The following is a 26,672-nucleotide window of genomic DNA, read 5'->3' on the forward strand; positions in this document are numbered from 1 at the left end:
TTGACGCTAACAAAAAACCTCGGTGCTCAATTCGGTAACCCTTGTAAGCTAAATCGGCCGCAGCGTCAAACGCAGATCCCCCCAAGGAGATAAAAAAGTGTATCTGCTCATCAACTTTAGGAGATTTGCCGTCCGGCTGACAGGTAGCCGCTTATCCCTTAATCAGGGTCGGCGTAATGAAGATCACCAGCTCGCGTTTTTTCTGTTGTGCGCCGCTTTGTCGGAACAAGCCTCCCAATAACGGCGCATTCGCCAATCCCGGCACCTTGTCCGCCGTCTTGCCGCTATGCCGTTGAAAAATACCGCCGAGCACCAGGGTTTCACCGTTTTTCACCGTGATCTGCGTTTTAATCTCCTGTTTATCGATGGTCAGCGCTTCCCCCGCGCCCCGGCTGATGGCGCGCCCCGGCATATTTTGGCTGATGTGCAACGTCAGCGTGATGCGCCCGTCCGGCAACACTTTCGGCGTCACCTCCATGCCCAGCACCGCCTCTTTGAACTCGATGGCGGTCGCACCGCTGGCGCCGCTTGACACTTCGTAAGGGATCTCGGTTCCCTGCTTGATGCTGGCGGTTTGCAGGTGGGCCGTCAGCAGCCGCGGGCTGGCGATGATCTCCACCTGATTCTCCTGTTCCAGCGCCGTCAGCTCGAGGCTCAGCAAACGCCCGCTGATGCGCGCCAGATGGAAACCGGCGTTCACCGCGCTGCGCTCCAACGGCAGGTTGACGCCGAGATTGCCCGGCCGCAGCGGCTGCTCCGGCCTGTCGTCAGGCGCCAATCCCCAACGCACGCCGAGTTCGCGCAAGCTTTCGCTGTTGATGGTCACGATATGCGCCGCCAGCTGGACCTGTGCCAGCGGCGCGTCCATTTCCGTTACCCGCTTTTTCAACTGCGCCAGGATCGGCGCGGTGTCGCGCAGCAGCAGCGTATTGGTGCGCTTATCCGCCAGCACGCTGCCCCGCTCGCTGAGCAAGGCGCCGCGTTGGGCATTGAGGCTTTCGGCAATCTCCGCCGCATCGCCGTTCTGTAACGTCAGGCTCAGGCTGTGCAGCGGTTGCCGCTGCGCCAGCGCCTCTCGCTGCTGCCTTTTTTCCTGCGCGTCCGGCTCCGGCGCAATCAGCATCACGTTACCCTCACGCGTCATCGCCAATTTGCCCATGCGCAGGGTCAGCGCCAGCGCCTGAGGCCAGGGCACATTCTCCAGCCGCAGCGTCAGGTTGCCGCTCACGCCGGGCGCGGCGATCAGGTTCATCTGCCGATAATCCGCCAGCGCCTGCAGGATGACCGTGACCGGCGCATCCTGAAACTCCAGCGAAATAACCTGTTTATCCTGCGCCTGTGCGGCGCCGAGCGTCAGACACCACAGCGCCACGCCCAATCCAGCGCGTCCTTTCATGGTTTCCCATCCTTGTTGTCCATTATCAGCGAGATGTCGCCCTGGCTCGCCGGGCAATCCGGTTCGGCCGCCAGCGCCGTTAACGTCAGGCTGCGCGCCTGCACCTGCGTCACCTGCCAACGCTCGGCCAGCACCCGCTGCTGCGGCCGCAGGCGCAGCCACTGCCCCGCCGGCGTCACCACCCAGCCATAGCGCAGCGCCGGTTGCCCGATGATGCCTTTCAGGCGCCAGCCCGCCGGCGATGCCGCCGTTTGGGCACAAGCAGGCAGCGGAGGCGGCGCAAACGGGTCGCGCGGCTCAGCACATAGGGCCCACGGCCATAGCAGCCACCACCACCCACGGCCGGGTCTTTTACTCATCTGCCTGATCCTCGGTGGCATCCTGCAAAACCAACCGCGCCGTCATGCCAAGGGGCGGCGTCTCCACGCTCAGCTGCTCGAGGCGCAAATCGGCGGGCAGCGCCTCCAGCAGCGCCAACAAACCGGCGTAGTCAATGCGCAAACTCAGCGTTTGCCGCAGCGGTTTTTCCTGCCGCTGCCAGCGCAGCAAAGCGCCCCCCGCCCGTTGCAGCACGCTCGCCAAATCGCCGGTGGTGGTCGGCGCAAGCGCCGCCGCCGGGATAATGGTTTGCGGCGTCTCTTCCAACTGGCTCTGCACCATAGCGATCTGTTGCAGCAGGCGCTGTTGCCGCTCCGCCGCATTTTCCCGCTGACGCCATTCGTCTTGCAGCAGCCAACCGCCGCCCAACAGCGCCAGCGTGCCGATGCCCAACCCTTGCGACAGCAGCAATAGCCAGCCCGGTAAGCTCAGCCAGAGGCGCAGCCCGGAGGACAAACGGCTATCCATCACGCCCCCACTGCGCCGCCAGATGAAAGGAGTACAGGCCGTCTTCGCGTTGCGCCATCTCCGCCAAATGCAGCCGTGGCAACGCAGGTATCCCCGCCAGCCGCCGTTCGAACTGCGTGATGGCCGCAGGAGAGCGGCTCAATCCACGCAGCCGCAGGCCGTTCGCCGCATTGCAGTCCAACGCCGTGAGCCACAGCGGCGGAGGAATGCTGGAGGACAATTGCTGCAGCAGCTGCAAATAACGCCGGTTATGTTGGGCGTTATTTGCCTGCCGTTCGGCGCGGGCACTGTGCATCGCTTGCTGCGCCCGCTCTTGCTGCTGCTGGCGGGCGAGCGACGTCAATGCCGCCAGCTCCTCACCCAGCATCGCCTGCCGCGCCTGCCGCTGCGTCTGTTGGTGACGCAGTTGGCCAGCGGCCAGGAACAGTGCCAGCAGCAGCGCCGTTACCTGCAACAGCAGCACGCCCAGCCAGAAATAGGCGCGTCGCCGATCGCGGCGCTGGCGCCAGGGCAGAAAGTTAACCTGATACATCAACGATCCTCCTCGCGCAGCGCCAGACCACCGGCCAACGCGAACGCCGAGGGATGCACGGGCAACGGCGGACGCAGCTGCGTAAAGGCGCTGAGCGGCGACCAGGCCAGGCAGCCGGCGGGCAGGGCTCCCGCCAGCACGCTGCCGGCATAGACCGGCCGATCATCGCCCGCCGGCGTCTGGGCTTGCAGCGCCCGCAGCGCCTGGGCGCCATCGTCGCCCGGCGCCAGACCAAAGGCGAAGGCGCCATCGGCCGGCGCCACCCACAGCCATTCTCGTTCGAGGCGATGCATCAGCCCCGCGGCGGGCGGCACGCCTGCCGCCGTCGCCATCATCCGCAGCGCGCAGGGGGTGATATCGACCGCCTGCGGATGCAGGCCAGCCTGACGCAGACAAAGCAGCCACTGCTGCAGTTCCTGCCGCCGCGCGGCGGTCAACAGCAGCGCCGCCTCATCCCCCGGTGCGGCGCGATAGTCGAGCGCCAGCGTCTGGCCGTCGAGCGGAAACTGCTTCAAACCGTGGCCGCCGATATAGTCGCTGCGTTCCGGCTCGCGCAGCCGCGCATCAGGCCGTGCCATACGCTGCTGCAACACACGCTGCGCCGGCAGGGCAATGCGTAAGGAAATATGTCGCGGCAGCTGGACGCGCCATTGCCGCAGCGCCCGGATCAGGAATTCGGAAGGTTCCAGGCAGCCGTCGCGTAAAACTGCCTGCGGCAGCGCCTGCTGCCACCAGTGGCGCAACTGCCAGCCGTTGCGGCGGCGTTGGGCCGCCACCGCCCGCACGCAGTCGATTTGTATATCCAGCCCCACCTGCCATGCTTGAGGGAACATGTTTCGCAAGCCTCCATAACATCAGATGATAAAAGAACATATCCATGTCGCAGGCTTGCCTTTATACTACCGCGCGGTTGTTTATAAACTGCCCAAATGACTTAGAAATGGGAAATCTCAGGTGAAGTTCGTAAAGTATTTACTAATCCTTGCAGTATGTTGCATCGTGCTGGGAGCAGCCTCGATTTTCGGCTTGTACAAATATGTCGAGCCACAGCTGCCCGACGTCGCAACGCTGAAAGATGTGCGGCTGCAAATACCGATGCAGGTTTACAGCGCCGATGGCGAACTGATCGCCCAATACGGCGAGAAGCGCCGCATTCCGCTGAAGCTGGATCAAATTCCACCGGTGATGGTGCACGCATTCATCGCCACCGAAGACAGCCGCTTCTACGATCACCACGGCGTCGATCCGGTCGGCATCTTCCGCGCCGCCTCCATCGCGCTGGTCTCCGGCCACGCTTCGCAGGGGGCCAGTACCATTACCCAACAGCTGGCGCGTAACTTCTTCTTAAGCCCGGAACGCACCCTGATGCGTAAAATCAAGGAAGCCTTCCTGGCTGTGCGCATCGAGCAGATGCTCACCAAGGATGAAATCCTTGAGCTATATCTGAACAAGATCTATCTGGGTTACCGCGCCTACGGCGTGGGCGCCGCCGCGCAGGTCTATTTCGGCAAAGACGTCAGCCAGCTGACCCTGAGCGAAATGGCGACCATCGCCGGCCTGCCGAAAGCGCCGTCCACCTTCAACCCGCTCTATTCGCACGATCGCGCCGTTGCCCGTCGCAACGTGGTGCTGTCGCGCATGCTGGACGAACACTACATCACGCAGGCGCAGTACGATCAGGCGCGCGCCGAAGATCTGGTCGCCAACTACCATGCGCCGGAAATCAGCTTCTCCGCGCCATATCTCTCCGAGATGGTGCGTCAGGAGATGATCAAGCGCTACGGTGAAAATGCCTATACCGACGGTTACAAGGTTTACACCACCGTCACCAAGCGGCTGCAGCTGGCGGCGCAGGAGTCGGTACGCAACAACGTGCTGGCCTATGACATGCGCCACGGCTACCGCGGCCCGTCCAACGTGTTGTGGAAAGTCGGCGAAGCGGCCTGGGATCGCAAACAGATTGTTGATTCGCTGAAAAACCTGCCGAACTACGGCCCGCTGGCGCCGGCGGTGATCACCGCCGCCAACCCGCAGGAAGCGACGGCGATGCTGGCCGACGGCAGCAGCATTGCCCTGCCGATGGCGACCATGCGCTGGGCGCGCCCATACCGTTCAGACACGCAGCAAGGCCCAACGCCGAAACGCGTCACCGACGTGGTGCAGGCCGGCCAGCAGGTGTGGGTGCGTAAAGTGAACGAGGCCTGGTGGCTGTCGCAGGTACCGGACGTCAACTCGGCGCTGGTCTCAATCAACCCGAACGACGGCGCGGTGAAAGCGCTGGTTGGCGGCTTCGATTTCAACCAGAGCAAGTTCAACCGCGTCACGCAGGCTCTGCGCCAGGTAGGGTCGAACATCAAACCGTTCCTGTACACTGCCGCGATGGATAAAGGCCTGACGCTGGCCACCATTCTGAACGACTTGCCGATTACCCGTTGGGATGCCGGCGCCGGCACCGACTGGCGGCCGAAGAACTCGCCGCCGACCTACGACGGCCCGATTCGCCTGCGGCAGGGACTGGGGCAATCGAAGAACGTGGTGATGGTGCGCGCGATGCGTGCGATGGGCGTCGACTACGCGGCGGAATATCTGCAGCGCTTCGGCTTCCCGGCGCAGAACATCGTGCATACCGAATCGCTGGCGCTGGGCTCCGCCTCCTTCACCCCGATGCAGCTGGTACGCGGCTACGCGGTGCTGGCGAACGGCGGTTACCTGGTTGACCCGTACTTCATCACCAAAATTGAAGACGACAACGGCAATACGGTGTTCGAAGCCAAACCGAAAGTGGTGTGCAGCAGCTGCAACCTGCCGGTGATCTACGGCGACACCCACCGTTCGGCGGTGCTGTCCGACGACAACATCGAAAACGTCGCCACCTCGCAGGAAGGCAGCAACAGCACGGTGCCGATGCCGCAGCTGGAGCAGGTTACCCCGGCTCAGGTGCAGCAGGACGGCGACCAACAGTATGCGCCGCACGTGATCAGCACGCCGCTGGCCTTCCTCATCCACGACGCGCTGAACAGCAACATCTTCGGTGAACCGGGTTGGATGGGCACGGCCTGGCGCGCCGGGCGCGATCTGAAGCGTCATGACATCGGCGGCAAAACCGGTACCACCAACAGTTCCAAAGACGCCTGGTTCTCCGGCTATGGTCCGGATACCGTGACGTCGGTGTGGATCGGTTTCGACGATCACCGCCGCGACCTGGGCCGTTCGACGGTATCCGGCGCCATCCCGGATCAGATTTCCGGCGGTGAAGGCGGAGCCAAGAGCGCCCAGCCGGCGTGGGACGACTTCATGAAGACCGCGCTGGAAGGCATCCCGGAGCAGAAAGTCACGCCGCCGCCGGGCATCATCAGCGTCACCATCGACAAGAGCAGCGGCAAGCTCTCTGGCGGTGGCGGCGGTAGCCGTTCCGAGTACTTCATCGAAGGAACTCAGCCGACGGACTACCCATCGCGCGATACCGGCACCACGTTGACCGATCCGGGCGGTGAAAGCCACGAGCTGTTCTGATCGAAAAGGGCCAGAGAAATCTGGCCCTTTTTTTGTTTGGCGCGAAGCGTATCAGCGCGAAGCGCGCAAAAATGCCTCTGAGAGGAACAGCGCGCTGACGTTGCGCGCCTCACGAAAATCCGGTTCCGCCAGCAGCGCCATCATGTCGGCGATCGGCCAACGCACCTGCGGCAGGGGCTCCGGCTCATCCCCTTCCAGGCTCTGCGGATAGAGATCGTGCGCCAGCACGATATTCATTTTGCTGGAAAAGTAAGAGGGCGCCATCGTCAGCTTGCTGAGGAAATCGAAGCGCTTCGCGCCGTATCCCACCTCTTCCATCAGCTCGCGGTTGGCGGCCTCCAGCACCCCCTCACCGGGATCGATCAGCCCTTTCGGGAACCCCAGCTCATAGGATTCGGTGCCTACCGCATATTCGCGGATCAGCAGCAGGTCATCGCCAATCACCGGCACGATCATCACCGCTTCGCGATCCGAAGGACGCATGCGCTCATACACCCGCCGCACACCGTTGCTGAATTCCAAATCGACCGACTCGACGTTGAACAAACGCGAACGCGCGACGGTTTCCACTTTCAGAATTTTAGGTTTTTGCAGGTGTTTATCCATGATTGCCTCAAAGAGGTTACCCAGGCGCGGACGGGGCAACCGAAATAATGATTGGCGTAACGCACGGCTCGTTGGCGCTCAAACGCTGACCAAATTCGATCCTGATCACATTGTGCGTTAAGGGTAAGCTCCGCCGCAACGAGCATGAGCAGTAATTTACTTTCTTTTAACAAGCGTAGCCAGCGGCGGGCGATTTTCCGTACTGATTCAGCAAACAGCACGCATGAAAATAGGATAATACCGATATCGACGGCAGAGGCCGGTTGCTAGTATCACGCAGGCAAGAATCAGTGATAAAATGGCCTTGCGTCATGAAGGAATGAGATCCAGAGCGAGAATCTGTTTGTTCCCTCATTAGTTCTGGGTGCCTCCTGGCGGTTTACTCCGTATAATATTCACCTTTTCATCAGGTTGGCGAAATTCACGGGTGTGAGATGGGGATTGCATGAGCACAATAGTGTTGATATTGGCCTTAGTGCTTGTCTGCCTGATTGCCGCCGGCCTGTACCTGTGGTTCAAGGCGCGCAACCCGTCGGCGCTGGCGCACGCGCTGCCGTTTATCAAACCTGCCCACCGCAAGCTGACCGACGAAGAGCGTGCTGCGGTCGAGTTCTATCTCAATCAACAAAACAAGCTGAGCAATAAGCTGTTGCCCGGCGGCGGCGCTACCTTGCCCGCAGCCAAACTGGCGCTCACCCCGCAAAGCGATAACGTTTATCCCGTCACGCACGCCATCACCCGCTATGGGCTGGCCAGCGACGATCCCAATAAATGGCGCTATTACCTCGATGCCGAAGAGGTGCACCTGCCGCCGTTTTGGGAACCCTATATCACCGCCGACAACCATGTGGAAGTGATCCGTACCCAGACGCTGCCGCTGGTGATTTCGCTCAACGGGCACTCGCTGAAAGATCATATTCACGACCGGCCGCAACCGCCGGTGGTGAGCGCCGCGCCGACCAAAAACGCCTCTATCCGCAAGGAAGAGAGCGAGCATGTCGAGCTGGTCAATATTCGCAAGGAAACGCCGGAAGAGCATGCGCTGAACCGGCCGAACGGCATCCGTGAAGCCGTCATCATCTCCGCCGCGCTGCTGCTGCTGTTCTTCAGCCTGATAAGCCCGGTGCTGGTGATCCCCTGGATGATTTTCGTGGCGGTGCTGATGATCGCCTGGGGATGCTGGAACCTGTTCCGCCGTCCGGCGTCACGCGAGCTGAAAGAGATCCACTGTCTGCGCGGTACGCCGAAGCGCTGGGGCCTGTTCGGCGAATCCGGCCAGGGGCAGATCAGCAACATTTCACTCGGCATCATCGATCTTATCTACCCGCCGCATTGGCAGCCTTACCTGACGCAGGACCTGGGCAAGACCACCGATGTGGACGTCTACCTCAATCGGCAGGTAGTGCGCCAGGGGCGCTTCCTCTCGCTGCATGACGAAGTGAAAAACTTCCCGCTGCAGCAGTGGGGCCGCAACGCGGTGCTGGTCGCCAGCTCGGCGCTGGTGCTGCTGTTGCTGCTGATCTATATCCCGCTCAACCTGCCGCTGACCCTCAGCATGGCCTGGCTGCAGGGTGCGCAAAAAGTGGAAGTGACCAGCGTTCAGGCGCTGGAAGCCACGCCGCTGCGCATCGGCGACACGCTGAAAGTGCGCGGCAGCGGCATGTGCTATGTGCCCCCGCCGGCCAATGGGGGCAGCGCCGTCAATTTTGCGCCGTTCGACTGTTCCGGCATCTACTGGAACAACGCCGCCCCACTGCCGCAGCCGGAATCGGAAGTCATAGACAAAGCGACGGCCCTGCTGGCCACGGTCAACAGCCAGCTGCATCCGAGCGGCGCCGATCAGAAGGTCAACCCTCAGTTGGCCAGCGCCATCGAGAAATCCGGCATGATCCTGTTGGACGACTTCTCTGATATCGTTTTGAAAACACAGGATTTGTGCCAGGCAGAAAGCGACTGTGTGCGGTTGAAGAACGCCCTGGTCAACCTGGGCAACGCCAAAAACTGGAGCGGTCTGGTGAAACGCGCCAGGTCCGGCGCGCTGCAAGGCGTCAACGTCCTGCTGCGCCCGGTGAGCGCCGAGTCGCTGGAAAGCCTGACCAAAGTGGCCACATCGTCGTTCATCTTCAATGAAACGCGTTTGGCCGCCGCAGCGCTCAACAGCCCGCCGCCGGGCGGTTTCCTGATCAGCAGCGACGAAGGCCGCCAGCTGGTCAGCCATCCGCAGCCGTCGGCGCCGCAGAGCGAATACAACGCCCTAGACCAGTGGAATGAGTTGCAGCGCCTTTCCACTCTGCTGCTGCACACCCCCTTCCAGGCACAGGGCGTGATCACCAGCCTCAGCGTCGACGCCAACGGCACCCGTCATGTGGCGCTGCACAGCGAACCGGACATGATCACCCTGTGGCGCTACCTCGGTACCAGTCTGCTGTTGCTGGCGGTCGTCATCAGCCTGGGCTATAACGCCTGGCGGCTGGTGCAGCGTCGGCGCATCAATCAGCACCGCGTCGCCGATATCCAGCGTTACTACGACAGCTGCTTCAATCCGCAGCTCAATCCGATGTCGATGCGGCCGATGGCCTGAACCTGACGCCGGGGCCTCCGCCCTGTCATCTGCTTATGCTACGCTAACGCTATTATTCTCATCTGCGGACCGCCCGTCGGTCCGCCCGTGGAGTTTTTATGGTTCCCGAGTTTGATTGGCCGCAGATCGATACCGTGCTGCTGGATATGGACGGCACCTTGCTGGATCTGGAGTTCGACAGCCACTTTTGGCTCAGCCTGGTGCCGCAGGCGCTGAGCGAAAGGCGCGCCATTCCTTTCGACGAAGCCCGTCATATCATTGAGCGGGAGTATCAGGCGGTGCAGCACACCATGAACTGGTATTGCTTCGATTACTGGAGCGAGCGGTTGGATCTGGATATCTACCGCATGACCAGCGAAGTCGGCAGCCGCGCCCGGCTGCGCGAAGACACCGAGCCGTTTTTACGGGCGCTGCGCGACGCCGGTCTGCAAACCATTTTGCTGACCAACGCCCATCCGCACAGCCTGGCGGTGAAAATCGAGCATACCGGCCTCGATCGGCACCTTGATTTATTGTTTTCCACCCACACATTTGGTTATCCGAAAGAAGATCAGCGTCTGTGGCAGGCGGTGCAACAGCACACCGGATTCAATCCGCAGCGCACGCTGTTCGTCGACGACGGCGAGCCGATCCTCGACGCGGCGCGCACTTTCGGCATTCGTTACTGCCTGGGCGTGCAAAACCCGGACTCCAGTACGGCGGAGAAAAGCTTCCAGCGCCATCCGTCGATGCGTGACTACCGCCTGCTGATACCGGCGCTGGCCAAGGGGGAAGCATGAAGGAAAAAGCGACGCGCGACGACGCGGTACGGCTGGATAAGTGGCTCTGGGCCGCTCGCTTCTATAAGACCCGTGCGCTGGCACGCGAAATGATCGACGGCGGCAAGGTGCATTACAACGGCCAGCGCGGCAAGCCGAGCAAGATTGTCGAACTCAACGCCGAGCTCAAGCTGCGGCAAGGCAACGAAGAACGTACGGTGATCGTGCTGGCGCTGACCAGCCAACGCCGCGGCGCCGGCGAGGCGCAGCAAATGTATCAGGAAACCGAAGCCAGCATCGCCAACCGCGAAAAGATGGCGCTGGCGCGCAAGATGAACGCGTTGACCATGCCGCATCCGGACCGTCGTCCGGACAAAAAGGAGCGGCGAGACCTGATGAAATTTAAATTTGGTGAGCCGGAATAACCCCTCACCGCAATGAGAGAAGATTATGTCCAACCATGACCAATTGCACCGTTACCTGTTTGAAAACTACGCGGTGCGCGGCGAGCTGGTTACCGTCAGCGAAACCTATCAGCAGATCCTGAACAACCACGACTACCCGGCGCCGGTACAGAAGCTGCTGGGCGAACTGCTGGTCGCCACCAGTCTGCTGACCGCGACCCTGAAGTTCGACGGCGACATCACCGTGCAGCTGCAAGGCGACGGCCCGCTGAAGCTGGCGGTGATCAACGGCAACAACCGTCAGGAGATGCGCGGCGTTGCGCGCACCCAGGCGCCTATCGCCGACGACAGCACCTTGCATCAGATGATCGGCAACGGCGTCATGGTCATCACCATTTCGCCGACGGAAGGCGAGCGCTATCAGGGCGTAGTCGGTCTGGAAGGTGAAACCCTGGCCGAATGCCTGGAAGCCTACTTCCGCCAGTCCGAGCAGCTGCCAACCCGCCTGTTCATCCGCACCGGCGAAGCGGAAGGCAACGCCGCGGCGGCCGGTATGCTGCTGCAGGTGCTGCCGGCGCAGGACGGCAACCTCGATGATTTCGATCATCTGGTGCAACTGACCAACACGGTAAAAAGCGAAGAGCTGTTCGGCCTGCCGGCCAACGAAGTGCTGTACCGCCTGTATCACCAGGAAGAGGTCACCCTGTACGAACCACAGGACGTGCAGTTCCGTTGCACCTGTTCGCGCCAGCGTTGCGCCGACGCGCTGCTGACCCTGCCGACCGACGAAGTGGCGGACATGCTGGAGCAGGACGGCAATATCGACATGCACTGCGACTACTGTGGCAGCCACTATGTCTTTGACCCGGTTGATGTTGCCGCTTTGTATGCGGGTAACACCGGCGAAAGCGACCAGTTGCACTAAGTCACACCCCCTCGGCGGGCGCGCTCGGCGCCCGCCAACGCCCGCCGTTTGCACGTTTGCTTTTTTCCGTGTGCTATCTCTCAGATCGTAACGAAATACCGCCTAAAACGTTAAATATTTGATACCCATCGCGGTTACGCACCGTTAGATCCCTACAATTGCCGCCAGAAATTCTGTGACCAAGGAGTAGTAACATGCGCGTTAAAGGTATAACCCCTCAGGATCTGGCCGCTTACGGCATTCACGACGTTAGCGAAATCGTTCACAACCCGAGCTATGAACTGCTGTTTAAGGAAGAAACAGACCCATCTCTGGAAGGTTTTGAGCGTGGGGTAGTCACCAAGCTGGGTGCCGTCTCCGTCGATACCGGCATCTTCACCGGCCGCTCGCCGAAAGACAAATACATCGTCCGCGACGACATCACCCGCGATACCGTGTGGTGGGCCGATCAGGGCAAAGGCAAAAACGACAACAAACCCCTCAGTCCGGAAGTGTGGGCCGATCTGAAACACCTGGTCACCGAACAACTGTCCGGCAAACGCCTGTTCGTGGTGGATACCTTCTGCGGCGCCAACGCCGACTCGCGCCTGAAAGTGCGCTTCATCACCGAGGTGGCCTGGCAGGCGCACTTCGTGAAAAACATGTTCATCCGCCCGAGCGATGAAGAACTGGCTGACTTCGAGCCGGACTTCGTGGTGATGAACGGCGCCAAATGCACCAACCCGAACTGGCAGCAGCAAGGCCTGAACTCGGAGAACTTCGTCGCCTTCAACCTGACCGAGCGCATGCAGTTGATCGGCGGCACCTGGTACGGCGGCGAAATGAAGAAAGGCATGTTCTCGATGATGAACTACCTGCTGCCGCTGAAAGGCATCGCCTCGATGCACTGCTCGGCCAACGTGGGCGAGAAAGGCGACGTGGCGGTGTTCTTCGGCCTGTCCGGTACCGGCAAGACCACCCTCTCCACCGATCCGAAGCGTCAGCTGATCGGCGATGACGAGCACGGCTGGGACGACGACGGCGTGTTCAACTTCGAAGGCGGCTGCTACGCCAAGACCATCAAGCTGTCTGAAGAAGCCGAGCCGGACATCTATCACGCCATCAAACGCGACGCGCTGCTGGAAAACGTCACCGTGCTGGCCGACGGCAGCATCGACTTCAACGACGGTTCGAAAACCGAGAACACCCGCGTTTCTTACCCGATCTACCATATCCAGAACATCGTCAAGCCGGTGTCCAAGGCGGGTCACGCCACCAAGGTGATCTTCCTGACCGCCGATGCCTTCGGCGTGCTGCCGCCGGTATCGCGTCTGACCGCCAACCAGACTCAGTACCACTTCCTGTCCGGCTTCACCGCCAAGCTGGCCGGCACCGAGCGCGGCGTAACCGAACCGACGCCAACCTTCTCCGCCTGCTTCGGCGCCGCATTCCTGTCGCTGCACCCGACGCAGTACGCCGAAGTGCTGGTGAAACGCATGCAGGCCGCCGGCGCCCAGGCTTACCTGGTCAACACCGGCTGGAACGGTACCGGCAAGCGCATCTCGATCAAAGATACGCGCGGCATCATTGACGCCATCCTGAGCGGTGAAATCGACAAGGCGGAAACCGTTACCCTGCCGATCTTCGATCTGGCGATGCCGACCGCGCTGCCGGGCGTGAACCCGGAGATCCTCGATCCGCGCAATACCTATGCCAGCCTCGAGCAGTGGCAGGAAAAAGCGCAGGATCTGGCCGAGCGCTTCATCACCAACTTCGATAAATACACCGACACGCCTGCTGGCGCCGCGCTGGTCAGCGCCGGCCCTAAGCTGTAATTCGGTAGCGTTACCTCTTCAGCTAAGGCGCGGATCCCGCGCCTTTTTTTATTTTCAGTGATTGCTTTTTAACCAGCAAGGCGAGAAAATAAGTCAATGCAATCATTGATAGCAAAGGAGGTTTCAATGGCTACTATCACCGTCAGAAATCTGGACGACGAAATCAAAGAGCTGCTGCGTATTTCAGCGGCGAAAAACGGCCATTCTATGGAAGAGGAAGCGCGCATGATCCTGAAACAGGCGCTGGTGAAAAAACCGCCGCGCTATGGGTTAGGAACACGCATGCATCAGTACTTCGCCGAATTCGGCGGCGTTGAGTTGGAGATCCCCCCACGTGATGAAGCCCCTCATCGTATTGTCAACTTTGATGAAGACGATGAAAAATGATTGTGCTGGATACCAACGTCGTTTCGGAATTGCTGCGGCCGGCGCCTCACTACAATGTATTGCGCTGGTTAGATGAGCAGGATACGTATCGGTTCTATTTGAGCGCCATCGTGGTTGCGGAGCTGTATACGGGCATCGCCTGCATGCCTCACGGCAAGAAACAGCTCGAACTGCAAACTAACCTCGGCGACATGCTGCAGGAAGAGTTTTCAGACAGAATCTTACCCTTTGACGTCGGCTGTGCGATGCAGCATGCGGAATTAATGGGCGCCAATCGCCGCCGAGGCATTGGCGTCAGCATGCCGGATACCCAAATCGCCGCCACCTGCCTGCATTACGGTGCCGCCCTGGCCACCCGCAACACCAAAGACTTCCTCCACTGCGGCATCGAGTTAATCGATCCGTGGCAGGCGCCGACCGGCCGTCGGTTGCATGAGGATGCGGCGGAATACTACGTGATGAGCAGGAAGTCCTGACGGGGCCGCAGCAACGCGGCCCGCGCCAAGAGCGTCAGGCGTTTTCCCTGGCGGTTTGATGGCCGTTGGCCGACTCTTTTTTCTCCATCGGCAACGGAATATACGCGCGGATCAATAGCCCGCCGCGTTCGCTGGTGCCGATATCCAGTTCGCCGTCGTGCGCGTCGATAATGCGCTGCACGATCGCCAGCCCCAGACCGGTGCCGCTGGTGCTGCGCGCGCTGTCACCGCGTACGAACGGCTGCAACAGATGCTTCAATTCTTCCGGTTTGATGCCCGGGCCGTCATCCTCCACCTGGAACCAGCCGCGCTGCAGCTCACGGCCGCTGCTGACCTTGATCCAGCCGTTGCCGTAACGTGCCGCGTTCACCACCATGTTCACCGCCGCCCGCTTAATCGACAGCGGATGCACGTTCATCATCAGCTCGCCCGGCGACAGCGCGGTTTCAATCACCCGCTCATAGCCGCTCTCCGCCGCGACCACCTCGCCCAAAATGGCGTTCAGATCGCTGCTTTCGGTCGGCATCTCCTGCCCGGTGCGCAGGTAATCGATGAACTGCTCGATGATGGCGTTGCACTCTTCGATGTCTTTATTGATCGACTCGGCCAGATAGCCGTCTTCGGCGCTCATCATCTCCGTCGCCAGCCGGATGCGCGTCAACGGCGTGCGCAGGTCATGGCTGACCCCGGCCATCAGCAAGGTGCGGTCGTCCGCCAGCTGCTTGACGCCCGACGCCATCTGATTGAATGCGCGAGTCACCGACCGCACTTCGGAAGCGCCATACTCGCGCAGCGGCGGCGGAATGATGCCCTTGCCCACCTGCAGCGCCGCATGTTCCAGCTCCACCAGCGGGCGGTTTTGAATGCGGATAAATAGCCAGGCGCCGCCGATCGCCAGTAGCATGATCGCCAGCGTATAGCGGAACAGCGGAGAGAAGTCGCCCTGGTGGATTTCCGTCAGCGGTACGCGCACCCAGATATCGGGCTGCAGCCAGGTTTTCAGCCACACCACCGGGGAGTTCTTGTTCACCTCCACCCGCACATCGGTCGGCCCGCCGAGCTGCTGCGCCATCTGCTGGCTGAGGAACTGGTAGTGCTGCGCCCAGCGCAGGCCGCTCTCCTCCGCCGCCGAGTTGGTGTAGAGAGAGATGCCCAGTTCGCGGTAGATCTCACGGCGGAACGCCGGCGGCACTTCCAGCAGCGTGCCGTCCTCCAGCTGCAGCCGATCGGTCATCAGCATACGCACTTCGTACGCCAATACCTTGTTGAACTGCTGCAGACTGGGCAGGATGGCGAAGTTCAGCACCACCAGATAGGTCGTCACCAGGCTGACGAACAGCAAGGTGACGATCAACAACAGGGTTCGGGCAAACGAGCTACGCGGTGAAAAGCGCAATCGCCTCATGCCTTACTGCCGTCCGGGACGAACACGTAGCCGAGACCCCAAACGGTCTGGATATAACGCGGATGCGCCGGATCTTCTTCCACCATGCGGCGCAGGCGCGAGATCTGCACGTCGATGGAGCGCTCCATGGCGCTGTATTCGCGGCCACGCGCCAGGTTCATCAGCTTATCGCGCGACAGCGGTTCACGCGGGTGGCTGACCAGCGCCTTCAGGACCGCGAACTCGCCGCTGGTCAACGGCATCGGTTCATCTTCGCGGAACATCTCGCGGGTGCCGAGGTTCAGTTTGAATTTGCCGAACGCGATCACCGCTTCTTCCTGCGAAGGCGCGCCCGGCAGTTCGTTAGCCTGGCGGCGCAGCACCGCGCGGATGCGAGCCAACAGCTCACGCGGGTTGAACGGCTTAGGAATGTAGTCGTCGGCGCCGATTTCCAGCCCCACGATGCGATCGACCTCTTCGCCTTTGGCGGTGACCATAATGATCGGCATAGGGTTGCTCTGGCTGCGCAGGCGGCGGCAGATGGACAGCCCATCTTCGCCCGGCAACATCAGATCGAGCACCATCAGATGGAAGGATTCACGTGTCAGCAAGCGATCCATTTGCTCAGCGTTGGCAACGCTGCGAACCTGGAAGCCCTGCTCGGTTAAATAACGTTCTAAAAGCGCGCGCAGGCGCATGTCATCATCGACAACCAGGATCTTATGATTCTCTTGCATGGTATTACTCCCAAAGGCTTTATTGCCTGACTCGAATATTGTTAGAAAACCTTGCCATTTGAGACAGCGTTTAATGGTATGTATTCTAGACGAAATTGTTACAAAGCTTATTCTTTTCCCCATTTATCAACAATTTTCATCGAATGTCGACGGGGGTTCGTCAAAATTTCGCCCTTTATCGGCGCAATGTGGGGCAGTGGCCCAATTTTACGCAATTTCGCCACCGGCAAACCGCACGGTGGCGTTTTGACGACGAGTCAGGAAGTCTGCAGGAAACGCGCCAGCTGCCGGCGCAGCTGCCGGTTCTCTTGCTGCAGTGCATCAACCCGGTCGAGCAGCGTCAGCGCCATGGCGATCCCCGGCCAATCCAGATCCAGTTCGGCCCGCAGCCTGCGCGCACGCTGCAGATGGCTCAGCGCCGGGTAATCGAACTCCCAGCTCGGCTGCGCCGGCTCCAGCGGCACGATCACGCCCAGGCCGACGATCTCGACCAGCTCATCCTCTGAAATCTCCACCCTCTGACACAGTTCCACCACGGTGAATGTGATCTCTTTTTTCATCATGTGCTTTACTCCCATTCCGCGCGCGGGTTGAACGCCGCCTGTTCAGCCAGTTCTCGCCACAGGGCGCTGGCCTTCTCGTTCGGCTTCGGCGGCATCACCACCTTGAGAATGACATACAGATCGCCGGGCTCTTTCTTGCCCGCCAGCCCCTTGCCCTTGACCCGCAGCCGTTTGCCGCTCTGGCTGCCGGCCGGCACGGTCAGCGCGATTTTGCCGGTCAGCGTCGGCACCTCGATGCTGGCCCCCAGCGCCGCTTCCCACGGGGCGAGCGGCGCCACGATGCTCAGGTTGTGGCCGTCAATCTCGAACAGCGGATGCGGCGCGAGGCGGATGACCAGATACAGGTCGCCGTTCTGGCCGCCGCCCACGCCGGCAACGCCCTGCCCCTTGAGGCGAATGCGCTCGCCGTCGCCCACGCCAGCCGGGATTTTCACGTTCAGCGTTTTGCTGGCTTCGCTCACCTGCCGCCCCAGCTCGTCGTACACCGGCAGCTTGTAGGCGATCTCGCGGCTTTGGCCATGCAGCGTTTCCTCGAGGAACAGCGGCACCTCCATCTCGAGATCCTGGCCGCGGAAGCCATGCCCGCCGTGCGAGTGCGAAGCGGAGCGGTGCCCGCCTGCCGCACGCCCGCCGAACATGCTTTCGAAGAAATCGGAGAAGTCTTGCGCGTCGGCACCGCCGCCGTGCCATGAAGCGCTCTGCTGATAGCCGCCGCGATCGCCGCGCGCCTGGCGGCCAAAGTTCGGATCGTTGCGGTGCAGCCGGATCTGATCGTACTCAGCGCGGCGCTCTTCGTCCTTCAGCACCTCATAGGCTTCGGCCAGCTCCTTGAATTTGCTCTCGGCGTCTTCTTCGGTGCTCACGTCAGGGTGATATTTACGCGCCAGCCGGCGGTAGGCCGTTTTGATGGTTTTCAGATCGGCGTTGGGCTCAACGCCCATCGTTGCGTAGTAATCTTTAAATTCCATGCGGTAATACCTTCAATGTGTTGGGTTGTGCGCCAAAATTCCTTGTCTCTCTCGCCAGATATCCTCCTTTCGTCACATTCCTTTTCCGCTATCGCTAAGCATACTCCCGATTGTTAAAAGCTGCGCAAACTGAATAAAAACCGTGCGACAACACGCAGGCCCCCACGCCATTTCTAAAGCCCTGCGCATTCACGTACACTGTGGCGGTGGCCCCATAAAGATAAATCACGATGAGAACTCAACTGATAACCCGTGAAGGGTATGACAAGCTCAAACAAGAGCTGGATTACCTCTGGCGCGAAGAACGCCCCGAGGTGACCAAGAAAGTGACCTGGGCCGCCAGCCTGGGCGACAGAAGCGAAAACGCCGACTACCAGTACAACAAGAAGCGGCTGCGCGAAATTGACCGCCGCGTCCGCTATCTGACCAAATGCCTGGAGCAGCTGAAGATCGTCGATTACTCCCCGCAGCAGGAAGGCAAAGTGTTCTTCGGCGCCTGGGTGGAAGTAGAGAACGAAGACGGCGAGACCAAACACTTTCGCATCGTCGGTTACGACGAGATCTTCGGCCGCAAGGATTACATCTCCATCGACGCGCCGATGGCGCGCGCCCTGCTGAAAAAAGAGGTCGGGGACGTCGCCACCGTCAATACGCCGCTGGGCGAGGCACAGTGGTACGTGAACGAGATAGACTACCGGAAGTAAGCTTTCAGCTTTTTCCGAACCGCCGCCAACGCCGCCGCCTGAGCTGTTCTCCACGCCGCGGCCGCGCGGCGGCGGCCCGCTCCGCTGGCATTTTCCGCGATCAATCCGTATAACTGTCCCCTGTTTATTCACCGTTCTCAATACAGATACCAGACCTATGAATGACCCACTGAGCCGCATTATTGCAACAGAACTGCAGGCCCGGCCGGAGCAAGTCGACTCCGCCATCCGTCTGCTGGATGAAGGTAATACCGTGCCCTTTATTGCACGCTATCGTAAGGAAGTCACCGGGGGCCTGGACGACACCCAACTGCGCCAGCTGGAAACCCGCCTGGGTTATCTGCGTGAACTGGAAGATCGTCGCCAGACCATCCTGAAGTCGATCGATGAACAGGGCAAACTGACCGAACAACTGGCGGGGGCGATCAACGCCACGCTGAGCAAGACCGAACTCGAAGACCTCTACCTGCCGTACAAACCGAAGCGCCGCACCCGCGGCCAGATCGCCATCGAGGCCGGTCTGGAACCGCTGGCGGACGCGCTGTGGCAGGATCCGCAACAGCAGCCGGAACAGCTGGCTGAACGCTACGTCGATGCCGACAAGGGCGTGGCGGACGTCAAAGCCGCCCTCGACGGCGCGCGCTATATCCTGATGGAGCGCTTCGCCGAAGACGCCACGCTGCTGGCCAAGGTGCGCGACTACCTGTGGAAAAACGCCCATCTGGTGTCCAAAGTGGTCGAGGGCAAGGAAGAAGAAGGCGCCAAGTTCCGCGACTATTTCGATCATCACGAACCGATTTCCCAGGTGCCTTCGCACCGCGCGCTGGCGATGTTCCGCGGCCGCAACGAAGGCGTGCTGCAGCTGGCGTTGAACGCCGATCCGCAGTTTGAGGAAGCGCCGCGCGAAAGCCAGGCGGAGCTGATCATCATCAATCACCTCAACCTGCGCCTGAACAACGCCCCGGCCGACGCCTGGCGCAAGGCGGTGGTCAACTGGACCTGGCGCATCAAGGTGCTGCTGCACCTGGAAACCGAGCTGATGGGCACGGTGCGCGAGCGCGCGGAAGACGAAGCGATCAACGTGTTCGCCCGCAACATGCACGATCTGCTGATGGCCGCGCCGGCCGGCATGCGCGCCACCATGGGCCTCGATCCGGGCCTGCGCACCGGGGTGAAAGTCGCCGTGGTCGACGCGACCGGCAAGCTGGTCGCCACCGACACCGTCTACCCACACACCGGGCAAGCGGCCAAAGCCGCCGCCATCGTCGCGGCGCTGTGTATCAAACATAACGTGGAGCTGGTGGCCATCGGCAACGGCACCGCCTCGCGTGAAACCGAGCGCTTTTATCTCGACCTGCAAAAGCAGTTCGCCGAGGTCCGGGCGCAGAAAGTGATCGTCAGCGAAGCGGGCGCATCGGTGTATTCCGCGTCCGAACTGGCGGCGCTGGAATTCCCGGATCTCGACGTGTCGCTGCGCGGCGCGGTGTCCATCGCTCGTCGCCTGCAGGATCCGCTGGCGGAGCTGGTGAAGATCGACCCGAAATCCATCGGCGTCGGCCAGTATCAGCACGACGTCAGCCAGAGCCAGCTGGCGAAGAAGCTGGACTCGGTGGTGGAAGACTGCGTGAACGCCGTCGGCGTCGATCTGAACACCGCGTCGGTGCCGTTGCTGACACGCGTGGCCGGCCTGACGCGCATGATGGCGCAAAATATCGTCAACTGGCGCGACGAGAACGGCCGCTTCAGCAACCGTGAACAGCTGCTGAAGGTCAGCCGCCTGGGGCCAAAGGCCTTCGAACAGTGCGCCGGCTTCCTGCGCATCAACCACGGCGACAACCCGCTGGACGCTTCCACCGTTCACCCGGAAGCCTACCCGGTGGTGCAGCGCATTCTGGTCGCCACCGAGCAGGCGCTGCAGGACCTGATGGGCAACGCTTCGGCGGTGCGCAGCCTGAAAGCGGTCGATTTCACCGACGACAAGTTCGGCGTACCGACGGTCACCGATATCCTGAAAGAGCTGGAGAAACCGGGCCGCGATCCGCGCCCGGAGTTCAAAACCGCGACCTTTGCCGAAGGGGTGGAAACCCTCAACGATCTGCAGGTGGGCATGATCCTGGAAGGGTCGGTCACCAACGTCACCAACTTCGGGGCCTTCGTGGATATCGGCGTGCATCAGGACGGCCTGGTGCACATCTCCTCGCTGGCGGACAAGTTCGTTGAAGATCCGCACACCGTAGTAAAGGCCGGCGACATCGTCAAAGTGAAGGTGATGGAAGTCGATCTGCAGCGTAAACGCATCGCGCTGAGCATGCGCCTGGATGAACAGCCGGGCGAAGGTTCACCGCGCCGCGGCGGCAACGCGCCAGCGCAGACACGCGACAACGCCAGCCGTTCGGCGGGTGCCAACAAGGCCAAACCGCGCAACGCGGCGCCGGCCGGCAACAGCGCCATGGGCGACGCGCTGGCGGCGGCATTCGGCAAGAAACGCTAAGTCGGAACCGACAGGGCGGAGCCTGCTCCGCCCTTTCTGATGAATAAAACCTGCGGCATTTTTTGACCCGTCTCAATAAACCGTCATCTTTTTATGTCCCGTTCCTGCGTGACCGTCCTCCCATTATTCAGGCAATAAAAATCCTCTCCGCAGCCATTTATTAACAACTTCGTTAACACGCCTGTTTCATCTCGCGAATTGTGAACGAAACACAAATGGTTACCGCTCGCATTACGCCGGAATAATGTTATTGAATTGCCTTTCGACGGAAATAAATAAAGGGAAAAAGCCCTCGAAGTTTGCAAACGAGAAAACTCGGCTACAAATACGTAACTGATTTAACTCGCCATTCTCATTTGTTCCCGCTCGCCAGCGGTGGTAAAACGTCATTAATAAAGGCAACGCCATCAAAAACTGTCGTCGCCATAATAATTGGTTACAATACCCTTACTTTTTGTATTGAACGCGATAATGATAATTACTATTATTTGCGCTCACTTTATTGCATGACCTTATGGATGAATACCGCCGACGGCGTGGCATTTTCGCCGGCAACGTCCAATTATCATCAGCCCGATGTTCATCGGCACCCGGAAGGTTAATCACATGCAGCTTCAACCTAAACGCACGTATAAGATTGTCGGCTTTTCCGGTGAAATTGCGCCGGCCTACCGCCAGAAACTGTTATCGCTCGGCATGCTGCCCGGCTCTTCGTTCGACGTGGTGCGCGTCGCGCCGCTGGGCGATCCGATAGAAATTAAAACTCGCCGCGTCAGCCTGGTGCTGCGCAGGAAGGATCTGGCGCTGCTGCAGCTCGACGGCCAGTCCTGAGCCGGCACGCCCTCCGTTTGCCGACGCGCCCTTGCGCCGGCGCTGTTCTCCTTGAAGACGACACGCTGAACTATGAAAAAACTCACCATCGGCTTAATCGGTAACCCGAACTCCGGCAAAACCACGCTGTTCAACCAGCTGACCGGCGCACGCCAACGGGTCGGCAACTGGGCGGGCGTGACGGTCGAACGCAAAGAAGGCCATTTCACGACCCCGCAGTCCGACGTGCGGCTGGTCGATTTGCCGGGCACCTATTCTCTGACCACCATTTCAGAGCAAACCTCGCTCGATGAGCAGATCGCCTGCCACTACATTTTGAGCGGCGACGCCGATCTGCTGATCAACGTGGTCGACGCCTCCAACCTGGAGCGCAACCTCTATCTGACGCTGCAGCTGCTGGAGCTGGGCATTCCCTGCATCGTGGCGCTGAACATGCTCGACATCGCCACAAGCCAGCATATCGATATCGACGTCGCCGCGCTGTCGGCGCGCCTCGGCTGCCCGGTGGTGCCGATGGTCTCCACCCGCGCTGACGGCATCGGCGTGCTGAAACAGATGATCGACAATCACCACATCAACGAACAGCAGGCGCTGGTGAACTATCCGCCGCTGTTGCTGAAAGCGGTCGCCACGCTGAGCGACGCCATGCCGCAAACGCTGCCGGCGGTGCAGCGCCGCTGGCTGGCATTGCAAATGCTGGAAGGCGACATCTACAGCCACCGGCTGGCCGGCCCCGCCGTCGCGCTGCTGCCTGCGGCCATTCAGGCATTGCAACAGCAGCAGCAAGAAGACCCGGCGCTGGTGATCGCCGACGCGCGCTATCAGTCTATCGCCGCCCTGTGCGACGCGGTCAGCAACCCGCAGCAGGCGATGCCCAACCGCCTGACCGAGATGCTGGATAAAGTGATCCTCAACCGCTGGCTGGGCGTGCCGATCTTCCTGCTGGTGATGTACCTGATGTTCCTGCTGGCGATCAACATCGGCGGCGCGCTGCAGCCGATCTTCGATATCGGCTCGGCGGCGATCTTCATTCAGGGCATTCAGTGGCTCGGCTACACCCTGCACTTCCCCGACTGGCTGACCGTTTTCCTGGCGCAGGGCATCGGCGGTGGTATCAACACCGTGCTGCCGCTGGTGCCGCAGATCGGCATGATGTACCTGTTCCTGTCCTTCCTGGAGGATTCCGGCTACATGGCGCGCGCGGCGTTCGTGATGGACCGCCTGATGCAGGCGCTCGGGCTGCCGGGCAAATCCTTCGTGCCGCTGATCGTCGGCTTCGGCTGCAACGTGCCGTCCATCATGGGTGCCCGGACGCTGGACGCCCAGCGTGAGCGCCTGATCACCATCATGATGGCGCCGTTCATGTCGTGCGGTGCCCGTCTGGCGATCTTTGCGGTGTTCGCCGCCGCCTTCTTCGGCCAGGACGGCGCCGGGGTGGTGTTCTCGCTGTACATGCTCGGCATTGCGGTGGCGATCCTCACCGGTCTGGTGCTCAAATACACCATCATGCGTGGCGAGGCCTCGCCGTTCGTGATGGAGCTGCCGGTCTACCACGTGCCGCACCTGAAAAGCCTGCTGCTGCAAACCTGGCAGCGGCTGAAAGGCTTCGTGCTGCGCGCCGGTAAGGTGATCGTGGTGGCCAGCATGTTCATCGGCGGCCTGAACAGCTTCTCGTTCAGCGGCAAGACGGTCGACAATATCAACGACTCCGCGCTGGCCTCGGTCTCCAAGGTGTTGACGCCGCTGCTGCAGCCGATGGGCGTCCACAGCGATAACTGGCAGGCCACCGTCGGCCTGGTGACCGGCGCGATGGCGAAAGAAGTGGTGGTCGGCACGCTGAACACGTTGTACACCGCCGAGCACATCAACAAAGAGGCGTTCGACGCCGCCAACTTCAACCTGCTCGATGAGCTGGGCGGCGCGCTGAACGAAACCTGGGACGGCCTGAAAAACACCTTCAGCCTGAGCGTGCTCTCCAACCCAATCGAAGCCAGCAAGGGCGACGGCGAGATGGGCGTCGGCTCGATGGGCGTAATGAGCAGCAAATTCGGCTCCGGCATCTCCGCCTACAGCTACCTGATCTTCGTGCTGCTGTATGTGCCTTGCGTCTCGGTGATGGGCGCCATCGCCCGTGAATCGAGCCGCGGCTGGATGACCTTCTCTATTCTGTGGGGGCTGAACGTGGCCTACTCGCTGGCGACGCTGTTCTACCAGGTGGCCACCTTCAACCAACACCCGCAGTACAGCCTGACGGCGATCCTGGTGGTGCTGGCGGTGAACCTGCTGGTGCTGTTCGGCCTGCGCCGGGCGCGCAGCCGCGTTACGGTGCGCCTGGGCAACGCTACGCCGGCGGCCTGTTGCCAGGGCGCCAAGGGGAGCTGTCACTGATGGCCGGGCTGCTGCAGGTGCGCGATGCGCTGGCGCTGCTTGGCAGCGCTCAGGCGCAGCAGCTCAGCCAATCGCTGGCGACGCCGCTGCCGTTGGTGCAGGCGATGCTGGACCGTTTGGCGGCGATGGGAAAAGTAGAGCGTATCGAACAGGATGACGGCGCCTGTCTGAGCGGCAGTTGCAAAGGCTGCCCGCAGGGCCAGGGGTGCAGCACGGTTTTCTACCGGCTGAAGGCCTGACGATCAGGGGCGCCGCAGCGGCGCCCCTTGCCGTTGAAGGCTTATTGCTTGTCTTTGTAAACTTCAGCGATGGCGCTGAATTTACCGTGCTCGCGGCCTGCCAGGATCACGTAGTATTGACCGCCCTTCTCGTCCGCCAGTTTGGACAGCTCATCCTTGGCATCCATCGGCGAGGTGGTCTGCGCCGTGGTGGTCACGGTGCCGATCTTCTCGTATTTACCCGGGTTCTTATCCAGATCTTCCTTGGTCAGCAGGGTTGCCGCCATGGAGCCGAAAGACACCGAACCCAGCACTGCCGCTGCAATAATCATCTTCAATGATTTCATGACACTAACCTCTCAATGGATAATTTATCTGTTATGAAAGCCGTCAAGAATCCATGCGTAGTACAGCAGGCTGCCGCGACATCCTCAGGCCTCGTTGCTTTCCCTGACGGGGCCTGTTTCCCAGAGACGAAACGCCAAAATGAAAAGCGCCGCACGCGGTCTTTTCATTTTGCAGCCAACGCATTGACTCACTAAGTATCGAACAGCTTTGTCTTTTATCCACCCGGCAGCGTTTTTTTTCGCGCCCTATCGTGCGTTTTACCGCCGCATTCAATGTGCTGCAATAAACGCTTCGATCATCGTCACAAATTCGTCGGGATGAGAGATAAACGGCGCATGGGCGGCTTTGGCCACGACCTGCGACGTAGAATTCGGCCAGGCCGCGTCGAGCAGCTCGGCGACCTTGCGCGGCACCAGCCCGTCCAGATAGCCGTAAATCCGCAGCAGCGGCAGCTCCAGCGCGGCCAACGGCGCACGCAGATCGGCGGTGCGCAGGATCTCCAGCCCGCCGTTCAACACTTCGACGCTCGGCGTCGGCTGGTTGAGTACCACCGCTTTCAGCTGGCGCGCATCCTGACGCGCGCTCTCGGTGCCCAGCGTCTGCAACGCCAGAAAACGCTCGACGGTGCGCTGGAAATCCAGGCTCAGCTGGTGCTGAAAACCGCTCAGCACGTCCGGGCGGATCCCCGGCCACTCATCGCGGGCGGCAAAGCAAGGCGAAGAGGCCACGGTGATCAAGCCCTTGAGCCGCTCAGGTTGCATCAACGCCGCCTGGCTGGCCACCAGCCCGCCGAGCGACCAGCCCAGCCACCAGGCCTGCGACGGGGCGGCCGCCAGCACGATTTCCGTCATCTGCTCCAGCGACAGGGCGCCGAACCCCTGGCTGCGGCCGTACCCCGGCAGATCGACCAGGTGCAGGCGAAAATGCGGCGCCAGTCGCGCCTGAATGCAACTCCACACTTCGGCGTTCAATCCCCAGCCGTGCAGCAGCACAAGATCGCGTTCGCCTTCACCTATTGTTTGCCAGTACAGCGCTGTCATTGGTTATTGTCCTTTCATGCTTACCCGTCTCGGAGGCTCTATGCTATCAATCCGCAGCCGCTGTTGGCTATGCCGACAGCCGTTGAGCCTGATGCGTCATGGCATCTGCAGCTGCTGCCTGCGCCATCTGCCGGTCAGCCCACCGTGTTGCCCGCGCTGCGGGTTGCCCGCCGGGAGAACGCAAACGCCCTGCGGCCGCTGCCTGCAACGGCCGCCGCCCTGGCAACGGCTGGTGTTCGTCGGCGACTACGTTGCGCCCCTCAGCCAACTGGTAAAGAGGTTCAAGTTTCACCGCGCGTCCGAGCTGGCCCCGGCGTTGGCGCGCCTGATGCTGTTGCGCTGGCAGCAGGCGCGCAGAGAGCAGTATCTGAACAGACCCGACCTGATTTTAGCGGTACCCTTGCATGCATCACGCTGCTGGCGCCGCGGCTATAACCAGAGCGATCTGCTGGCCCGGCCGCTGGCGCGCTGGCTGGGCTGCCCCTATCGGCCCGCCGCCTTGCGCCGGGTACGCAAGACCGCCCTGCAACAGCGGCTGAGCGCCGGAGCACGCAGGCGCAATCTGCAGCGCGCGTTCGTCTGCACCGTCTCGGTCGCCGGCCGGCATATCGCCCTAGTGGATGACGTGGTGACCACCGGCAGCACCGTCGCGGAGATCGCGGCGCTGCTGCGGCGGCAAGGCGCCGCCTCGGTGCAGATCTGGTGCGTTTGCCGCACGTTGTAGTGCCACGGCAATGGGCGTATTATAACCGACTATAGAAG

26 protein-coding genes are annotated in these 26,672 nt (G+C 61.1%); 14 read left to right on the forward strand and 12 right to left on the reverse strand.

The window, feature by feature from the left end; translation table 11 throughout:
* Nucleotides 1-151: 151 nt before the first annotated feature.
* Genes hofQ through pilM form a run of 5 tightly spaced genes read right to left on the reverse strand, consistent with a single transcriptional unit; the run spans nucleotide 152 to nucleotide 3,607 of the window.
* Entirely contained in the window at nucleotides 152-1,396 is a 1,245-nt protein-coding gene (gene hofQ / locus V8N38_RS23895) for a DNA uptake porin HofQ (protein WP_147840507.1), read from the reverse strand.
* Nucleotides 1,393-1,755, reverse strand: coding sequence for a HofP DNA utilization family protein (locus tag V8N38_RS23900; protein WP_141960462.1), 363 nt, complete (start codon nucleotides 1,753-1,755; stop codon nucleotides 1,393-1,395). The genes hofQ and V8N38_RS23900 overlap by 4 nt, the downstream gene beginning before the upstream one ends.
* Nucleotides 1,748-2,242 (reverse strand): hypothetical protein, encoded by a 495-nt coding sequence (locus V8N38_RS23905; protein WP_147840508.1) that lies wholly within the window; start codon nucleotides 2,240-2,242, stop codon nucleotides 1,748-1,750. Before V8N38_RS23905 ends, V8N38_RS23900 begins: the two co-directional genes overlap by 8 nt.
* Nucleotides 2,235-2,774, reverse strand: a complete 540-nt coding sequence (locus V8N38_RS23910; protein ID WP_060424521.1) for a PilN domain-containing protein — start codon at nucleotides 2,772-2,774, stop codon at nucleotides 2,235-2,237. Before V8N38_RS23910 ends, V8N38_RS23905 begins: the two co-directional genes overlap by 8 nt.
* Nucleotides 2,774-3,607, reverse strand: coding sequence for a pilus assembly protein PilM (gene pilM, locus V8N38_RS23915; protein ID WP_060424519.1), 834 nt, complete (start codon nucleotides 3,605-3,607; stop codon nucleotides 2,774-2,776). The genes V8N38_RS23910 and pilM overlap by 1 nt, the downstream gene beginning before the upstream one ends.
* A 121-nt stretch (nucleotides 3,608-3,728) precedes the next feature.
* On the opposite strand from pilM, the gene mrcA reads away from it, so the two are divergent.
* Nucleotides 3,729-6,287, forward strand: a complete 2,559-nt coding sequence (gene mrcA, locus V8N38_RS23920; RefSeq protein WP_047729686.1) for a peptidoglycan glycosyltransferase/peptidoglycan DD-transpeptidase MrcA — start codon at nucleotides 3,729-3,731, stop codon at nucleotides 6,285-6,287.
* A 51-nt stretch (nucleotides 6,288-6,338) separates the two neighbouring features.
* Here the strand turns inward: mrcA and nudE are convergent, their stop codons facing one another.
* Nucleotides 6,339-6,893, reverse strand: coding sequence for an ADP compounds hydrolase NudE (gene nudE / locus V8N38_RS23925; protein ID WP_038878156.1), 555 nt, complete (start codon nucleotides 6,891-6,893; stop codon nucleotides 6,339-6,341).
* Between the two features lie 445 nt (nucleotides 6,894-7,338).
* Between nudE and V8N38_RS23930 the strand changes: the two genes are divergently transcribed.
* The 7 genes from V8N38_RS23930 (at nucleotide 7,339) to V8N38_RS23960 (ending at nucleotide 14,238) form a co-directional block, all read left to right on the forward strand.
* Nucleotides 7,339-9,474: an intracellular growth attenuator family protein gene (locus V8N38_RS23930; protein ID WP_070913841.1), complete on the forward strand. Its 2,136-nt coding sequence runs from the start codon at nucleotides 7,339-7,341 to the stop codon at nucleotides 9,472-9,474.
* 98 nt (nucleotides 9,475-9,572) lie between these two features.
* Complete coding sequence (yrfG, locus tag V8N38_RS23935; protein ID WP_025304546.1) at nucleotides 9,573-10,253, forward strand: GMP/IMP nucleotidase; 681 nt, start codon at nucleotides 9,573-9,575, stop codon at nucleotides 10,251-10,253.
* Nucleotides 10,250-10,657 (forward strand): ribosome-associated heat shock protein Hsp15, encoded by a 408-nt coding sequence (hslR, locus tag V8N38_RS23940; RefSeq protein ID WP_015379306.1) that lies wholly within the window; start codon nucleotides 10,250-10,252, stop codon nucleotides 10,655-10,657. The genes yrfG and hslR overlap by 4 nt, the downstream gene beginning before the upstream one ends.
* A gap of 25 nt (nucleotides 10,658-10,682) precedes the next feature.
* Complete coding sequence (gene hslO, locus V8N38_RS23945; RefSeq protein WP_015379307.1) at nucleotides 10,683-11,561, forward strand: Hsp33 family molecular chaperone HslO; 879 nt, start codon at nucleotides 10,683-10,685, stop codon at nucleotides 11,559-11,561.
* A gap of 194 nt (nucleotides 11,562-11,755) precedes the next feature.
* A complete protein-coding gene (gene pckA, locus V8N38_RS23950; protein ID WP_015379308.1) occupies nucleotides 11,756-13,375 on the forward strand; it encodes a phosphoenolpyruvate carboxykinase (ATP) in 1,620 nt (539 codons plus the stop codon).
* 126 nt (nucleotides 13,376-13,501) lie between these two features.
* Complete coding sequence (locus V8N38_RS23955; protein WP_015379309.1) at nucleotides 13,502-13,762, forward strand: FitA-like ribbon-helix-helix domain-containing protein; 261 nt, start codon at nucleotides 13,502-13,504, stop codon at nucleotides 13,760-13,762.
* Nucleotides 13,759-14,238, forward strand: coding sequence for a type II toxin-antitoxin system VapC family toxin (locus tag V8N38_RS23960; protein WP_015379310.1), 480 nt, complete (start codon nucleotides 13,759-13,761; stop codon nucleotides 14,236-14,238). Before V8N38_RS23955 ends, V8N38_RS23960 begins: the two co-directional genes overlap by 4 nt.
* 34 nt (nucleotides 14,239-14,272) lie before the next feature.
* Here V8N38_RS23960 and envZ read toward each other — a convergent pair whose 3' ends face one another.
* The 4 genes from envZ to cbpA form a co-directional block, all read right to left on the reverse strand.
* On the reverse strand, nucleotides 14,273-15,643 hold the full coding sequence (gene envZ / locus V8N38_RS23965) for a two-component system sensor histidine kinase EnvZ (RefSeq protein ID WP_038881686.1): 1,371 nt from the start codon (nucleotides 15,641-15,643) through the stop codon (nucleotides 14,273-14,275).
* Nucleotides 15,640-16,359, reverse strand: a complete 720-nt coding sequence (gene ompR / locus V8N38_RS23970; RefSeq protein WP_004709363.1) for a two-component system response regulator OmpR — start codon at nucleotides 16,357-16,359, stop codon at nucleotides 15,640-15,642. The genes envZ and ompR overlap by 4 nt, the downstream gene beginning before the upstream one ends.
* 257 nt (nucleotides 16,360-16,616) lie before the next feature.
* A complete protein-coding gene (locus tag V8N38_RS23975) occupies nucleotides 16,617-16,922 on the reverse strand; it encodes a chaperone modulator CbpM (protein WP_049202813.1) in 306 nt (101 codons plus the stop codon).
* Between the two features lie 5 nt (nucleotides 16,923-16,927).
* Nucleotides 16,928-17,890 carry a curved DNA-binding protein gene (gene cbpA / locus V8N38_RS23980; RefSeq protein ID WP_070913842.1) on the reverse strand — a complete coding sequence of 321 codons (963 nt, stop codon included), beginning with the start codon at nucleotides 17,888-17,890 and terminating at the stop codon, nucleotides 16,928-16,930.
* Between the two features lie 230 nt (nucleotides 17,891-18,120).
* Between cbpA and greB the strand changes: the two genes are divergently transcribed.
* The 5 genes from greB (at nucleotide 18,121) to V8N38_RS24005 (ending at nucleotide 24,543) form a co-directional block, all read left to right on the forward strand.
* A complete protein-coding gene (gene greB, locus V8N38_RS23985; RefSeq protein ID WP_147840509.1) occupies nucleotides 18,121-18,594 on the forward strand; it encodes a transcription elongation factor GreB in 474 nt (157 codons plus the stop codon).
* 157 nt (nucleotides 18,595-18,751) lie between these two features.
* Nucleotides 18,752-21,085, forward strand: a complete 2,334-nt coding sequence (locus tag V8N38_RS23990) for a Tex family protein (protein ID WP_060424511.1) — start codon at nucleotides 18,752-18,754, stop codon at nucleotides 21,083-21,085.
* Between the two features lie 606 nt (nucleotides 21,086-21,691).
* On the forward strand, nucleotides 21,692-21,916 hold the full coding sequence (gene feoA, locus V8N38_RS23995) for a ferrous iron transporter A (protein WP_038878234.1): 225 nt from the start codon (nucleotides 21,692-21,694) through the stop codon (nucleotides 21,914-21,916).
* 72 nt (nucleotides 21,917-21,988) lie between these two features.
* The gene (feoB, locus tag V8N38_RS24000) at nucleotides 21,989-24,304 is read left to right on the forward strand and encodes a Fe(2+) transporter permease subunit FeoB (protein WP_147840510.1); all 2,316 of its coding nucleotides are present in this window, start codon (nucleotides 21,989-21,991) and stop codon (nucleotides 24,302-24,304) included.
* Nucleotides 24,304-24,543: a FeoC-like transcriptional regulator gene (locus tag V8N38_RS24005; protein ID WP_048232091.1), complete on the forward strand. Its 240-nt coding sequence runs from the start codon at nucleotides 24,304-24,306 to the stop codon at nucleotides 24,541-24,543. The genes feoB and V8N38_RS24005 overlap by 1 nt, the downstream gene beginning before the upstream one ends.
* A 41-nt stretch (nucleotides 24,544-24,584) precedes the next feature.
* Here the strand turns inward: V8N38_RS24005 and V8N38_RS24010 are convergent, their stop codons facing one another.
* Nucleotides 24,585-24,869, reverse strand: a complete 285-nt coding sequence (locus V8N38_RS24010; protein ID WP_049202818.1) for a YdgH/BhsA/McbA-like domain containing protein — start codon at nucleotides 24,867-24,869, stop codon at nucleotides 24,585-24,587.
* A 270-nt stretch (nucleotides 24,870-25,139) separates the two neighbouring features.
* Nucleotides 25,140-25,910, reverse strand: coding sequence for a pimeloyl-ACP methyl ester esterase BioH (bioH, locus tag V8N38_RS24015; protein WP_064290858.1), 771 nt, complete (start codon nucleotides 25,908-25,910; stop codon nucleotides 25,140-25,142).
* Nucleotides 25,911-25,950: 40 nt separating this feature from the next.
* Here bioH and gntX point away from each other — a divergent pair, with 40 nt between their 5' ends.
* Nucleotides 25,951-26,634 (forward strand): DNA utilization protein GntX, encoded by a 684-nt coding sequence (gene gntX / locus V8N38_RS24020; protein ID WP_060441391.1) that lies wholly within the window; start codon nucleotides 25,951-25,953, stop codon nucleotides 26,632-26,634.
* Nucleotides 26,635-26,672: the final 38 nt, after the last annotated feature.

This window comes from Serratia nevei, from assembly GCF_037948395.1.
Lineage (GTDB): Bacteria > Pseudomonadota > Gammaproteobacteria > Enterobacterales > Enterobacteriaceae > Serratia > Serratia nevei.

Excerpts from the sequence above, each read along its gene's own strand:
- hofQ (WP_147840507.1), bottom strand. The coding sequence starts at position 1,396 with ATGAAAGGACGCGCTGGATTGGGCGTGGCGCTGTGGTGTCTGACGCTC.
- V8N38_RS23900 (WP_141960462.1), bottom strand. The coding sequence starts at position 1,755 with ATGAGTAAAAGACCCGGCCGTGGGTGGTGGTGGCTGCTATGGCCGTGG.
- V8N38_RS23905 (WP_147840508.1), bottom strand. The coding sequence starts at position 2,242 with ATGGATAGCCGTTTGTCCTCCGGGCTGCGCCTCTGGCTGAGCTTACCG.
- V8N38_RS23910 (WP_060424521.1), bottom strand. The coding sequence starts at position 2,774 with ATGTATCAGGTTAACTTTCTGCCCTGGCGCCAGCGCCGCGATCGGCGA.
- pilM (WP_060424519.1), bottom strand. The coding sequence starts at position 3,607 with ATGTTCCCTCAAGCATGGCAGGTGGGGCTGGATATACAAATCGACTGC.
- nudE (WP_038878156.1), bottom strand. The coding sequence starts at position 6,893 with ATGGATAAACACCTGCAAAAACCTAAAATTCTGAAAGTGGAAACCGTC.
- V8N38_RS23930 (WP_070913841.1), top strand. The coding sequence starts at position 7,339 with ATGAGCACAATAGTGTTGATATTGGCCTTAGTGCTTGTCTGCCTGATT.
- yrfG (WP_025304546.1), top strand. The coding sequence starts at position 9,573 with ATGGTTCCCGAGTTTGATTGGCCGCAGATCGATACCGTGCTGCTGGAT.
- hslR (WP_015379306.1), top strand. The coding sequence starts at position 10,250 with ATGAAGGAAAAAGCGACGCGCGACGACGCGGTACGGCTGGATAAGTGG.
- hslO (WP_015379307.1), top strand. The coding sequence starts at position 10,683 with ATGTCCAACCATGACCAATTGCACCGTTACCTGTTTGAAAACTACGCG.
- pckA (WP_015379308.1), top strand. The coding sequence starts at position 11,756 with ATGCGCGTTAAAGGTATAACCCCTCAGGATCTGGCCGCTTACGGCATT.
- V8N38_RS23955 (WP_015379309.1), top strand. The coding sequence starts at position 13,502 with ATGGCTACTATCACCGTCAGAAATCTGGACGACGAAATCAAAGAGCTG.
- V8N38_RS23960 (WP_015379310.1), top strand. The coding sequence starts at position 13,759 with ATGATTGTGCTGGATACCAACGTCGTTTCGGAATTGCTGCGGCCGGCG.
- envZ (WP_038881686.1), bottom strand. The coding sequence starts at position 15,643 with ATGAGGCGATTGCGCTTTTCACCGCGTAGCTCGTTTGCCCGAACCCTG.
- ompR (WP_004709363.1), bottom strand. The coding sequence starts at position 16,359 with ATGCAAGAGAATCATAAGATCCTGGTTGTCGATGATGACATGCGCCTG.
- V8N38_RS23975 (WP_049202813.1), bottom strand. The coding sequence starts at position 16,922 with ATGATGAAAAAAGAGATCACATTCACCGTGGTGGAACTGTGTCAGAGG.
- cbpA (WP_070913842.1), bottom strand. The coding sequence starts at position 17,890 with ATGGAATTTAAAGATTACTACGCAACGATGGGCGTTGAGCCCAACGCC.
- greB (WP_147840509.1), top strand. The coding sequence starts at position 18,121 with ATGAGAACTCAACTGATAACCCGTGAAGGGTATGACAAGCTCAAACAA.
- V8N38_RS23990 (WP_060424511.1), top strand. The coding sequence starts at position 18,752 with ATGAATGACCCACTGAGCCGCATTATTGCAACAGAACTGCAGGCCCGG.
- feoA (WP_038878234.1), top strand. The coding sequence starts at position 21,692 with ATGCAGCTTCAACCTAAACGCACGTATAAGATTGTCGGCTTTTCCGGT.
- feoB (WP_147840510.1), top strand. The coding sequence starts at position 21,989 with ATGAAAAAACTCACCATCGGCTTAATCGGTAACCCGAACTCCGGCAAA.
- V8N38_RS24005 (WP_048232091.1), top strand. The coding sequence starts at position 24,304 with ATGGCCGGGCTGCTGCAGGTGCGCGATGCGCTGGCGCTGCTTGGCAGC.
- V8N38_RS24010 (WP_049202818.1), bottom strand. The coding sequence starts at position 24,869 with ATGAAATCATTGAAGATGATTATTGCAGCGGCAGTGCTGGGTTCGGTG.
- bioH (WP_064290858.1), bottom strand. The coding sequence starts at position 25,910 with ATGACAGCGCTGTACTGGCAAACAATAGGTGAAGGCGAACGCGATCTT.
- gntX (WP_060441391.1), top strand. The coding sequence starts at position 25,951 with ATGCTATCAATCCGCAGCCGCTGTTGGCTATGCCGACAGCCGTTGAGC.